The organism is Nocardia sp. NBC_00508, from assembly GCF_036346875.1.
GTDB lineage: Bacteria > Actinomycetota > Actinomycetes > Mycobacteriales > Mycobacteriaceae > Nocardia.
The window spans coordinates 6,573,345-6,585,849 of the sequence record NZ_CP107852.1; the positions used below are offsets into that span (position 1 = coordinate 6,573,345).

Annotated in this window: 10 protein-coding genes; 5 read left to right on the forward strand and 5 right to left on the reverse strand. The window is 68.5% G+C overall.

Annotated features, from left to right (window positions below; translation table 11 throughout):
- Positions 1 to 12 precede the first annotated feature (12 nt).
- Both OHA40_RS29650 and OHA40_RS29655 read right to left on the reverse strand, forming a co-directional pair.
- Positions 13 to 1,668, reverse strand: a complete 1,656-nt coding sequence (locus OHA40_RS29650; RefSeq protein ID WP_330230131.1) for an alkaline phosphatase D family protein — start codon at positions 1,666 to 1,668, stop codon at positions 13 to 15.
- Between the two features lie 53 nt (positions 1,669 to 1,721).
- Positions 1,722 to 4,340, reverse strand: a complete 2,619-nt coding sequence (locus tag OHA40_RS29655) for a helix-turn-helix transcriptional regulator (protein WP_330230132.1) — start codon at positions 4,338 to 4,340, stop codon at positions 1,722 to 1,724.
- Positions 4,341 to 4,559: 219 nt separating this feature from the next.
- Here OHA40_RS29655 and OHA40_RS29660 point away from each other — a divergent pair, with 219 nt between their 5' ends.
- The 4 genes from OHA40_RS29660 (at position 4,560) to OHA40_RS29675 (ending at position 8,100) form a co-directional block, all read left to right on the forward strand.
- Positions 4,560 to 5,003, forward strand: coding sequence for a DUF7144 family membrane protein (locus OHA40_RS29660; protein WP_330230133.1), 444 nt, complete (start codon positions 4,560 to 4,562; stop codon positions 5,001 to 5,003).
- 379 nt (positions 5,004 to 5,382) lie between these two features.
- Positions 5,383 to 5,802, forward strand: coding sequence for a low affinity iron permease family protein (locus OHA40_RS29665; RefSeq protein WP_330230134.1), 420 nt, complete (start codon positions 5,383 to 5,385; stop codon positions 5,800 to 5,802).
- A 91-nt stretch (positions 5,803 to 5,893) separates the two neighbouring features.
- Positions 5,894 to 6,673, forward strand: a complete 780-nt coding sequence (locus tag OHA40_RS29670; RefSeq protein WP_330230135.1) for an alpha/beta fold hydrolase — start codon at positions 5,894 to 5,896, stop codon at positions 6,671 to 6,673.
- A gap of 209 nt (positions 6,674 to 6,882) precedes the next feature.
- Positions 6,883 to 8,100 carry an alkane 1-monooxygenase gene (locus OHA40_RS29675; protein ID WP_330230136.1) on the forward strand — a complete coding sequence of 406 codons (1,218 nt, stop codon included), beginning with the start codon at positions 6,883 to 6,885 and terminating at the stop codon, positions 8,098 to 8,100.
- Positions 8,101 to 8,209: 109 nt separating this feature from the next.
- On the opposite strand, the gene OHA40_RS29680 is transcribed toward OHA40_RS29675, so the two are convergent.
- The 3 genes from OHA40_RS29680 to OHA40_RS29690 all read right to left on the reverse strand — a co-directional run bounded on the left by OHA40_RS29680 (position 8,210) and on the right by OHA40_RS29690 (position 10,511).
- Positions 8,210 to 8,416, reverse strand: a complete 207-nt coding sequence (locus OHA40_RS29680) for a hypothetical protein (RefSeq protein ID WP_330230137.1) — start codon at positions 8,414 to 8,416, stop codon at positions 8,210 to 8,212.
- A gap of 197 nt (positions 8,417 to 8,613) precedes the next feature.
- Positions 8,614 to 9,363, reverse strand: coding sequence for a Mut7-C RNAse domain-containing protein (locus tag OHA40_RS29685; protein ID WP_330230138.1), 750 nt, complete (start codon positions 9,361 to 9,363; stop codon positions 8,614 to 8,616).
- Positions 9,360 to 10,511, reverse strand: a complete 1,152-nt coding sequence (locus tag OHA40_RS29690; RefSeq protein WP_330230139.1) for an FIST signal transduction protein — start codon at positions 10,509 to 10,511, stop codon at positions 9,360 to 9,362. Before OHA40_RS29690 ends, OHA40_RS29685 begins: the two co-directional genes overlap by 4 nt.
- Positions 10,512 to 11,818: 1,307 nt before the next feature.
- Between OHA40_RS29690 and OHA40_RS29695 the strand changes: the two genes are divergently transcribed.
- Positions 11,819 to 12,400 carry a hypothetical protein gene (locus OHA40_RS29695; protein WP_330230140.1) on the forward strand — a complete coding sequence of 194 codons (582 nt, stop codon included), beginning with the start codon at positions 11,819 to 11,821 and terminating at the stop codon, positions 12,398 to 12,400.
- Positions 12,401 to 12,505: the final 105 nt, after the last annotated feature.

The following is a 12,505-nucleotide window of genomic DNA, read 5'->3' on the forward strand; positions in this document are numbered from 1 at the left end:
AGGCATGCTTCGTCAGCGGTCGCCGCGGGTGCCTTCGGCCTGGCTGGTGGCATCGGGCTCGGGTGACGGCTGGACCGGACTGCCTGGACGCCACGCTTCCGTGACGCCCGGAACCCGATCCTCGACGACGTAACTGGCGCGTGTATGAATCGGCGCGCCGGGGCGGCGGACATAGGGCACGACGCGAAAGTCGTTGCGCCAGAGCCGATGACCGAGCTCAACGCGGACATACCCGCGCTGCGCGTTGAAGAACTTGAGGTCGGGGTTCGCGGCAAGCAGCCGGCGGCCCTTGGCGGTGAGGTCGGCTCCGTCGCCGTTGCTCGTGATCGAGGTGCCGGTGAATTCCGCCGCCACGACCGGCGCTGCGGGATCGGTGTAGTCGCGTCGCAGATCGGCGGCATGGTTCTCGTGCCGGTCGCCGGTGATCACCACCAGGTTGCCGACACCGCGGTCCGCGGCAGCGCCGAGCACGGCGTTGCGATCGGCGACGTAGCCGTCCCAGGAGTCGGTGGACACGGTGACCTCCGGGCCGGGGTCGATGTCGTTCTGGCTCATGCCCACCTGATTGCCGATGACCTGCCAGCGCGCCGGGGAGCGGGCGAAGCCGTCGATCAACCATTCTCGTTGCTGTGCACCGAGAATGGTGCGGCCGGCAGAGAACCGGTCGGCGCAGTCGGTGACCACGGCGCCGTCGCACGCCTGCGGTGTGCGGTATTGGCGGGTGTCCAGCATCGTGATCTCCGCGAGGTCGCCGAACCGGAAGCGACGGTGCAGGCGCATGCCCTGTCCGGACGGCAGCGCCGTGCTGCGCAGTGGCTGGTGCTCGTACATGGCCTGGAAGGCGGCCGCGCGGCGGCGGCGGAACAGGGCGGGGACGCGCCAGATGTCGAGCCCGAGGCCGGGCGCGCCAGCGGCCCAGTTGTTGTCGACCTCGTGATCGTCCATGGTGACCAGCCACGGGAACGCGGCATGCGCGGCACGCAACGGTTGCTCGGCCTTGTACAGCGCGTACCGCAGCCGGTAGCCCGGTAGATCGACAGCCTCGTCCCGGAAGTCCCGGCCCATCGCGGCGCCCACGCGCCCACGCAGCCAGGCGCGCTCATAGATGTAGTCGCCGAGATGCACGACCAGGTCCAGGTCTTCCTGGCTCAGGTGTTCGTAGGCGGTGTAGTAGCCGGAACTCCAGGACTGACATGAGGCGAATGCGAAGCGCAGCCGTGCCAACGGCTGCCCCGCCGCCGGGGCCGTGCGAGTCCGCCCGACCGGCGATATGGCCGCCCCGGCCCGAAATCGGTAGAAATACCAGCGATCCGGCGCCAACCCATGTACCTCGGGATGCACGCTGTGGCCGAGCGCGCGGGTGGCCAGGGCTGTTCCTCCGGCCACCACCTGACGGAAGTGCTCGTCGTCGGCGACTTCGTACTCGACGGTCACCGGGTCCACCGGCATGCCGCCCAGCCCGTCCGGCGCCAGCGGATCCGGGGCCAGGCGCGTCCACAGCACCACACCGTCGGGAGCGGGATCTCCGGACGCGACGCCCAGCGCGAACGGATCACCCAGCCAGCGCGGTGCGGGGAACCGAGCGCTGCTCGCCGCCGCCGTTCCCACCAACACCGCAACCGAACCCGCGGCGCCTGCTCGTAACACTTCTCGCCGAGAAAGGGCCATACATCAGCGTACGGCCGGACTCGGCGACAAGGAGGGGCGCGGACCGCTGCGGGTCAGAGCAGTCCGCCGCGGCGGGCATGCTCGAGCGCGTCGACCCGGGAATTCGACCCCAATTTGCCGTAGATACCGCGCAAGTGGGTTTTCACCGTGTTGACCGAGACGCCGAGGTCGGCGGCGATCTGCTGTGCGGTGCGGCCGGACGGCAACTGCTTGAGCACGATCATCTCGGTGCGCGTCAGCGCCGGGTAGGCCGACCTGCGGTGTACCGCGGGGTGCCGCCGGATGATGGCGGCGAAGCGCTCCGACCGGCCGAAACGGCCTGCGTAGCTGTCCAACAAGGGGAGTGCGGCAGGCATATCGAGGAACGGCCGGATGAGGCGCTGCGGCGCCGCGGCGTTCAGCGCGCTCTCCAGCGCGACCACGGCCTTGGCCGGCGCGCCGGCTTCGTGCTGGGCCGAGGAGTACAGCAGCCAGCCGGTGATCGCGCTGACCGGACGCAGATCAATCGCGTTGTGGAGCAAGGGTTCGAGGATGGCGCAGGTCGCCTTGGGACGATCGGCCGCGGCGTTCAGGGCCGCGTCCGCCATCCGGATCTCGGGGAGGTCGCCGACGATGCCGCGGGCTCGCTCGACCAGCAGCTGCGCGGTCCTGGGATCGTGCACGCGCAGCAGCGCCCAGACCACCGGGAGGATCAGGTTGCCGGTCGCGGAAGGCAGCGTCCGGTGCTCCACCAGCATGAGCAGGCTCCGGCGTAGCGCCTCGACCGCAGCGGACGGCTCCTCGGTGTGCTCGAGGTCGAGCAGCCGTCCGATCACCTGGCCGTGCCACCCGGCGACCGGACCGGACGAGCCGTCGTGATCGACGTGCTCGGCGAGCACGGCGCTCACCTGCGCCGGATCGGGCGTCTCGCCTTGCAGGTAGGCGCCGTAGGCGGCGACGGCGGTCGCCTGGACGGCGTCGGTCGCGTCCAGGAGCCGGTGCGCGCCGGCGATCGTGAGCGCGTGGGCCGCCCGGTCCCGCATCGCGGTGGCGGCGTCGACGGCGTTCGCGGCGAGCGCCAGCCGGGTGAGCGCCCGCAACACCAACCGCGGCCGCCCGGCGTGCTCGGCCAGCGCCAGACTCGAGTGCAGCAACTGCTCGCCGCGCGCGACCGCGCCGCGGGCGACCAGCCCGGTGGCGACCTGAATCGCGGCGTACGCGTCGAGATCGGGGTTTCCGGTAGGCGCGATCTCGTCCCGGAATTCGCCGAGTTCGGTCCCGGTGGTTGCCGCCACGTCGATCGTCGCGGCCAGCGCGAGCGCCTCCACCCGTTCGTCGGAGGCGAAGGAGGCCTTGGTGGCACGGCGAGCCGTCGCTGTGTCCAGGCAGGCGACCGCGGCGGCAGTGCTGCCGCGCACGAGCGCGTCGACCACCCGCACGAGCCACAGGAACGGGTCGTCGAGCAAAGTGGGCGCCGACTGGGCGAGCCCGTCGAACAGTGTGTCGCCCGCGCCGTCGAGGACCATTCGCAGCGCGCAGTCGGAGAGGAATTCGCAGAGGTTTTCCCGGTCGGGGTCGGCCAGAAAATGGGGCAGCGCGGTCGCGGGCAGGTCCGCGGAACGCAACCAACGGGCCGACTGGCCATGCAGATCCGCGCACAGCTGTGGCCCGAGCCGCTGCGCCTCGGCGAGGAAATAGGCCCGCACCATCGGGTGACAGGCGTACCACACGTCGTCACCGCGCGAGTCGGCGCTGAGCGGGAAATTGATCCGGTCGAGTTCGTGGAGATAGTGTCCCGCACCGCCGCCGACGAGTTCGTCGGCGAGTTGCCCAGTGAACGAGACGGGGATGCTGGTGTAGATGAGGAATTGGCGCAGCGAAGGTGACAGCCCGTCGATGAGTTCGCCGACCAGGAACTCCGCCACAGCGCGCGGCGGTCGCGTGAGGATGGACAGCGCCACGGCCCGGTCGTCGGACCGGGCGGCCAGGTGCGCCGCGGCGATGCGTACCAGCGCCGCCCAGCCATGGGTCAGCGTGGCGAGGGTGTCCAGCTCCGCGTCGGTGAGCTCGCAGCCGTGATCGCGACACAGTGCGTCGATCTGATCCGAGGTGAACGCGAGGTCGCCCCGGTTCCAGCGGGTCAGGCGCGACTGGAGATCGAGGATATGCCACCGGATGGGCGGAGCGAACCGGGCACACAGCACTGTCGTGACGGTGGGTGGCGCGTGGTGCAGGAAGTATTCGACTCCAGCGAGCGCGACCGGATCGGAAAGCAGATGAGCATCGTCGAGCACGACGACGGTCGGGGTCGCTCGCGTGGCCAGCGCGTCGACGAGCGCCGCCGCGTCCATGGTCGGCGGGCCGCCGTGCTCCGCGGTGGCGATGCCGAATCGAGCATGCAGCGCGGTCCACAGCGCCGCCGCGTCGTCGAACTCGTCGGTGAGGGTCAGCCATGCCACGTCCGGTTCGCCCGCCGTATGCCGGGTAGCCCAGTCGGCCAGCAGGACGGTCTTTCCGGTCCCCGCCGGTGCACAGATCAGCAGCACACCCCCATTGCGGGCGTTCGAGACGGTGTCGACGGCGGCCAGCAGATCCGTTCGTGGGATAGGCGCGAACGGCAACGCCGGTATCTCGGCAGCGGCTTCCGCTGCGGAAGGGATGCGGCGTAGAGCGGGGACGTGCGATGTGGTCACCGTGCCTCCCGGGCCGTGTGCTGACAAATCACTACCGCGCCTAGCTACCGGAACTTACCCAGCGGAAAGTCCGCTTGATCCGATCGTGTGTGGTCGTTATTGAAATTTCACTCTGGACCGGTATTCGACACCGGAGCCACCCGAAACAGGTGAAGTGCCGAATGGGGCGGGTGGTGGAGATTCGGAATGCGTCCATTACTTCCCAGAAAGGGGCGAACGATGACGCACATGACCGAACCGCAACAACACCCCGTGCGCCGCGGCATCGCGGCGGGCACGTCCATAGCGGCCGCGATTCTGCTGCTGACCGTGGGTGTGCTGTCGGTCTTCGAGGGTGTTTCCGCCGTCGCCGAGGACGAGCTGTACATCGTGGGCACGGAGTACGTCTACAAGTTCGATACCACGGCATGGGGTTGGATCCATATCGTGCTCGGGGTCCTCTTGATCATCGCCGCGCTGGGTTTGATGACCGGCGCCACCTGGGCGCGGGTCGCGGCGATCTGCCTGGCCGCCTTGTCGATCATCGCAAACTTCATGTGGCTGCCGTACTACCCGGCTTGGTCGATCCTCGTTATCGCCCTCAACGTCGTGGTGATCTGGGCGATCGCTACCTGGAGGCCGGATACGGCCGACCGCGCGAACACCGGCGGCACCGTCGGGTAGCCGGCTCTCCCGCCTCTCCGGGTCTTCAGGCCGTACTGGTCGGGTGGCGCCGGACCTGCGTTCAGGTCCTGCGTTGGGTGCCGCTCGTGCTCTGGGCGTACCCGGCGAGTTACCCATGTGCGCACGACATCAGTGGTTGCGTTCGCCGCACAACGCCCCGCCAGGCGCTGGGCGACGCCGCGGCCACGCGACTCGGTGCGATGCCGACCCAGCCCGGCGCCGCGCGGCACCGAATGTCTTGTGGCGCTTGCCGGAATCCGGCGGCCCGGATCGGTTATGCGTGCGCGACGATCACCGCGGCTCGGTCGGTTATCGGTACGGGTGCGTGGTGCGAACAGCGCGGAGATACCGCGGCGTGGCGGTGGGAAGGGGTTCTGCGGTGGGTAGCCATACCAAGCAGTCCGCGATGCGAGTGGTGATGATGCCGACCGAGATACGACCGGCCTCGGTGTTCGACGATTTCGCCGCGGCAGCGGGCACGGTGGTGTCGAAGGGATTGTTCTTCGTGCTGATCGTCGCGCTGGTGCTGACGGCGGCCGTGAGCCTGCTGTTCGGCCGCGACGCCGACGTCTGGCCCCGGCTGCTCACCACCGCGACGACCATCGTCACGTTTGTGCTGGTCGCCCTGCTGCACAACATGCACAGCCGGGCCACCTACGCGATGCAGGTCAAACTCAACGCCCTCGCCGAGGCGCTGTCGGACGTCAAAGTCGAACTGAGCGCCGACTCCGCCATGAGCTGTCGTGCTGAGCAACGGTGCGCCGAACAAGGATTCGCACACAACGACAGATTCGGCTAACCCTTTCGACCGAGTCGGGGTTTCCGGTGTCGGCCCTGGCTGGGTTGTGGTATCCACCCTTCGACATCCCACTACGAATCGAAGGACGCACATGGCCAGCAAGCCCCCGCTCGTACTTCTGCACGGTGTCACCATGTCCGAGCGGGTGTGGGACGACGTCACGCCATTGCTGGCCACGCGGCACGAGGTGATCACTCCGACCGCCGTCGGCCATCGCGGCGGGCCGCCCGCGCTGCGGCGCCCGGCGCGGGTCGAGCACTTGGTGGACGACATCGAGCGGCGTCTCGATGCGCTGGGCCTGCGCCGCGTGCACATCGCGGGCAATTCCCTGGGTGGGTGGATGGCGATCGAACTGGCACGTCGCGGCCGAGCGGCGACCGTCTGCGCGCTGTCGCCCGCCGGGTTCTGGGATTCCGGCAGCAACATCCAGTCGATCGCGACCCGTCGTATCGCCCGAGAGGCGGCGACCGGCCGGCGATTGGGATTCCTCGCACCGCTGGGACTGCGCAGTGCGGTGATCCGGCGAGTGGCGTTGCGCAACATCGCGGTGCACGGCGATCGCATCAGCCCGGCGCAAGCCATGACCGTCCTACACGACCTGCTGGCATGCACCGTCACCGCCGACCTGCTCGGCACCGACGAGCAAGTCGCCTCCCTCGACCCACTGCCGTGCCCGATCACGGTGGCCTGGTCGGAAAACGATCGGGTCCTTCCCGCGGAGATCCATGCGGCAATCGCCCGAGTTCGGTTGCCAGAGGCAGCTTTCTCTCTCCTGCCCGGTGTGGGTCACGTCCCGATGATCGATGATCCTGAACTGGTCGCCCGGACCATTCTCGCCATTACGCACGCCACCGCGGCCGAGGCGTCGTAGCTCCCACCTGTGCGGAGCAGGTCCGCTGTGGCCGGACGAGGACTACTTCGGGTGCGTCGTCTCGCATGTTCGCCCAGCCCGCAAGGGCGTTCGGGGCGGCACTCACGTCGGGCGCAAGCCCCTGGCTGTAACGGATCGCGGGCACACGGCGAGGAATAGGCATCCCCCGAGCGAAGTTTCAGCGCACTATTCCGACCAGCGAGACAGCCATGACGATCTTCAAGCATACGCAGGCGCGCGATCCCAAGCGTTATCTGTGGATGCTGGGTTTGATCGCCCCGGCCTGTGCCCTGCTGCCTTCCCAATTGGTGGCGCGCACGGGTCTGGAAGTGTTCTGGTGGATCGGTCCGGTCATCGTTCTGGTGCTGATTCCCCTCCTGGACTTGGCGGTGGGGGACGACGGGAGCAACCCGCGCGAGGAAGACTACGCGGCGCTGTCCAACGACCGCTATTACCGTTGGTGCACCTATCTATTCCTGCCGATCCAATTCCTCGGGCTGCTCGTCGCGGGGTACCTGTGGTCAGGCGCCGCGCTGAGCCCGGCCGATAAATTGGGCCTGGCCGTGACCCTGGGATTCGTGTCCGGCATCGGCATCAACGCCGCACATGAACTCGGGCACCGCGCCGAGCATCTCGAACGCTGGCTGGCGAAAATCGCTCTGGCGCAGTCCGGATACGGGCACTTCTTCGTCGAGCACAACCGCGGTCATCACGTCCGCGTGGCCACACCGGAAGACCCGGCCAGTGCCCGGCTCGGCGAGTCGCTGTGGGAGTTCCTGCCGCGCAGTGTGCTCGGCGGATTCCGCTCGGCGCTCTCCTTGGAACGGGAACGCCTGTCCCGCAAGGGAAAACGCTGGTTCAGCCGGGACAACCACCTTCTGCAAGCTTGGTCCATGAGCGTGGCGCTGTTCGGCACGATGATCGTGGTCTTCGGACCGGTGGTGATCCCATTCCTGGCGCTGCAAGCGGTGATCGGCGCCGGGCTGCTGGAGACGGTGAACTACATCGAGCACTACGGATTGCTGCGACCCCGCCGCGCCGACGGCCGCTACGCACGCTGCTCACCACGCGACAGCTGGAACAGTGACCGCCTCGTCACGAACCTGTTCCTTTTCCATCTGCAACGCCACAGCGACCACCACGCGAATCCCGGCCGTCGCTACCAGACGCTGCGCAGCTCAGAGCAAGCACCTCAGCTACCAGCTGGCTATGCCAGCATGATCGTCCTGGCCGCCGTGCCTCCGCTCTGGCGCGCGGTCATGGACCACCGCGTGCTCGCCCATTACGGCGGTGACATCACCCTCGCCAACACCAAACCTCGTGGCAAACGCCACCACGTTCCTGGGCTGGGTGCTCGGCGGTCGGCTATGCCGGGCCAGCTCGGCCTCGGCCGGTTCGGTCACCGGGTCTCGCGGCGATTTTCCTGAACCATCCACCGATCGGCCGCAGGGGCGGCGGACGGTCGATGGTCAGGCCGGAACAGCCACATCTGACCGCCGGATACTACGGTGCGGCGATGTGGTGGACGCGGCAGCCCTAACCGCGGGAACCGCTCGCCGACAGCGATTCCAGCAGGCAGCTCCAGTGCGGCGCGCCGCCCGGGCAGCCCGGGCCGGCGACCTGCTGCGACTGTTCGGCCGGTTCGGCGGGCTGCAGTGGAATCGCCGAAGCCGGCACTGCTGCGGCCACGGGCGCCAGCAGGATTGCGCCGGCAAGCATTCCGACTCGGAGGCGGGATTGCATCGAAGGTCTCCTTTCGAGCGGCGAGGGGAGCCGCCGCCAGAGACGCTATCGACGTCGATGGCGCCGCGGACAGACCTGGGAAGGTGCGCCACCGAAACTGAGGGCTTCCTTTCGGTACGTGAATCAGATTGGCGCGGTGGCCGATTGCCGCGCAGCGAATGAGTGCAGACCGGCACCGAGCCCGCCCTCCACACCGGTCAGACATGATCCAGCGCGGCGCGGATCCTCTGCGCGGTGGCGCTGAGGCGGGCGTGGTGGGAGCCCGCCCAGTAGATCCGGCCGCAGTCGCGGCACTGCCGGAATGTGTCGTAATAGCGGCGGGTGAGCGGTTCGAGCCGGTCCGCGACGTCGGCTTTGGCGACTTCGACGACCGGGCCGCCGCAGCGCAGGCATCGGGTGAACGGCGCCAGGTACGCGACCAGATCGAGTCGCCGGATGACCTCGACGACCTGGTCGACCGGCCGATCGGACCGGATGTACACACCGTGGGTGACGTTGCGTCGCTTCAGCAGTCCGCGGTCGCGGGTGAGCAGGATCCGGTGTTCGGCGGCGGACACCTCGGCGAGCTCGGCGTCGTCGGCGTTCCATCGGCAGTGCACGTCGAGGCCCATCAACCGCATCAGCTTGGCGAGGCCGCCGAGATTGACATCTACGACGAAACGCGGCTCACGGAGCGGGTGGGGGCGCACCTTGGTCACCGGGCCGATGTCGAGGGTTTCGAACATGGGATACGCGCTGATCCGGTCACCGAACCGCGGGCGATGGTCGAAATCCACCGGCTGCCCGTTGACCAGGACCAGATCGATCTCGGTGTGTGGGATGCCGGCGGCCTCGATGAGGTCTTTCACCGTCTGGTGCGGTCGGAACGGCCGGCGCAGCACCAGGTATCGCTCGTCGGGCCGGAGGAAGTCGTTCAGCTCGGCGTAGACCCGGATGTCGACGCTCATTCGACGAACAGCGCCAGCGAGGCCGTGAATCCGTGGAGCGCGTTGCGGCCCGCGATAGGACCGATCTCGCCCGCGGCGAAGAAACCGGCGAGGGGGATGCCGCCGAGCAAGTCCTCGATCGTCGTGGCGTCGTGATCCGCGACCCCGAACATCCGTCGGCCGCGTCCGTTGCATGTGAACAGCAACGCACCGGCAGGACGCCCGGGCAGGTCCGCGCTCACCCGCGCCAGGGCCGCCCGCAGATCCTTGTCCGCTCCGATCGCGTCTCGGACCTGGAACTGTACGGTCGTGCCGATCTCGACGGCCTCGCCGATCTCGATCGCGCCAGTGGACGGGTCGGCGCCGAGAATGCCGCGGATCAGGAAATCGCCCTGCCCGGGCGCGGCCAGATGCTCGTCGACCACGATGCCGATCTGCAGGCCGTTGGCCAGCAGTTCCTGCTGGTCGGGTGGCAGCACGTCGATGATCTCCCGCAATCGCACGATCGGCGATCGGCCGCCGAGCTCGGTGAGCAGATCGCCTTGTGCGGCGGTGACGATATAGGGGTATCCGATCGGCCGGCAGCCCTGCGACACGATCGGAACTCCGCGCAGGCCGGGAAGCCGCACACCGACCGCGCCCGAGGTCACCACGTCGCGGTCCAGGAACAGCCTGCTGCCTGCCGGAAGCTGCCCGCCGCTGACCAGCCCGCCCATCACGATGGTGCCGGGCAGGTCGACGTTCAAGTGCTCGAGCAGTGCGTCGGCCGGGAACGAGTACGGATCCGGCAGCAACAGGTGGAAGTCGCGTGCGTCCTTGTCGAAACGGTAGCCCGCGAGCAGCCCGCCGGTCGTGGTGCGGACGAAGTCCAACCGGAATGTCTCGGCGGCCAGACCGGAGGCCAGCCAGACCGCCACCGCGGGCTCATCCTCGATCTCCCGGCGGCCCGCGACCACCGCCTGTGCCACGCATCCGACGAGTGCGGGCACCTGGACCGTGCGGTGGACACCGGCCAGCACGGCGGAGGCGTCGTCGGCGTGCGCCCGGGACGCGACCAGCACGGCGAGCGACGGCGGCTCGCCCGCGAGCTGGTCGCGCGCATGCGCCGCTGCCTCCATGCCCGCCTGCCGCGCCTCGGGCGCGGTGGAGAGCCCGACTCCGATCCGCACCCTTCCATCCTAGCCAACCCGCGCCGACGTATGTTCCATTGCAGCACAATGCATTTCAATTCCGGGCCAAAAAGTGGCAGCTTCGGACCACGGCAGTGTGGACGATGATGGCGCCCTCCTGCGATCACCAGCGGCTCCAGCCGTCCGAGCATGGGCGTGGTGTCGTCGAGCACCGGCCGACCCCGCTGCAAACCCCTGCCGGCCCGTAAGCAGGCACCTTGGCGAGGCCTCACGCTGCGCCCGGCGCCGCACACTAGCAAGTAATGCCCGCTGGCAGGTAGCGACTCGGTAGCTGTTCACCGCCTTGTGTGCCGTCGCCCACTCGGGTCCGATCTTCCCAACCCAGGGAGGCTCGGCGGACCTGAGCGAAAATGGAACGCACCACACTCCGCTGCGCGGCAACCTGAGATCAGAGTGTTGGCGCAGGCCAGCGCACCGCGGCACGACCTGACCGGTGTAACGACAAGCAGGAGACAGCGGTGAGTCAGCCGTCGCGGATCGATACGAGCGAACTGCGCACGATGGTGGCGACGCTGGAGCGGCTCATCGCCGATGCCTCCCGAGCCGTCGGCGAGTTGAAGGCCGCCATCGCATCCGCCGAAGTGCAACCGAGCAGCGACCAGCACGCTGCGACGCCTAATGGGCGCAACGGGTCGGAGTCTGTCTTTGGTCCTGCGCCGGGCCGAGCGGAGGCGAGGCAGCCGCATGGTGGGCGCGGTCGGACGGAGTCCGTCGCCAGTCCTGCGCCGGGCCGAGCGGAGGCGAGGCAGCCGCATGGTGGGCGCGGTCGGACGGAGTCCGTCGCCAGTCCTGCGCCGGGCCGAGCGGAGGCGAGGCAGCCGCCTATCTCGACACATGCGAAGACGGCTCGAGACCCGCACATGGTGGCAGGACAGCACTCGGCTTCCGACCGTAAGGCGAGACCTACCCCATGGTCCCGAAGACCGCCGGATACACCCTGGTCGCAGCGCACCAACAGGCCGTGCCCATCGGTTCCGAGTACACCGGCGGGAGTATCCGCACCCTTTGTACGAGACGTCGGTCCGACCACGGATTCTCCGCCGATCGCCCGTCAACGGCCCATATCTCGACCCGCAGAATCCGCGTCTGTTCCATCGCCTGGTGTTGCTGTGGAGTCGGGTTCTGTTCCGCGGCCCAATATCGTGGCGGAGTCGGGGGTGGTTGCGCGGCCTGGCGTTGTTGTGGAGTCGGGTCCTGTTCCACAGCCCAGCACCGCGGTGGAAACCGAGTCCTTTCCCCGGCCCGGCATCGGTCCCGAGTCGGAGGCTGTGCGGATTGCCCGGGAAATGGCGACCCGGCATGGGCTGGAAGTGATCGGATTCGATACGGCGAACCTCGACGTGCACGCTGTTCGCGAGATCGCGTCCGGTCTGGACGACTTGCTCGCGAAGTATCCGATTCCGCTACGCGGCATCGAGATCACCGAACAGCGCGATGGAACGACCGCTCGCACGCAACGAGATCGCCCCTCGGTAACCGATCCACCGGGGGACCCGGCATTGTGGATCGTCCTCGACAGATCCGCCTTGATCCCACCGACGGGATCCGTGCCTGGGGAAGCCCGTCGGAGAGGACGCAGACGCGGGTCCGTCGATCGGCCGGTGTACGCGGTGCTGGTTCGTGAATTCGCCGGTGCGCTCGATATCGCGGGCGGTTTCCGGGCTCGCCAAGAGGCGATGCGGACGCTGGTCGCCGAGTCGCTGCGTGGCGGTGGAGGTGGCAATGGTCTCCTCGACCCCGGACGGGCGTTGGTCGAGGGCTTCACCGAGGTGGTGCTGCGCGGGGAGCGCGCCGGGGAATTGGCGAAGGTGCTGCACACAGCGCTGGTGAAAATGGCCCGAGCCGAGTCGACCGACCTGTCGGCTTGACGTTGCACGAGTGCGGCGAAACGGCCGGTCGGGCGGAGGTGCCGCGCACTCCTCGCCGCGGATCTCGACGCGATGTTCGCGGTAATGTGCGACGGGCATTTGGCG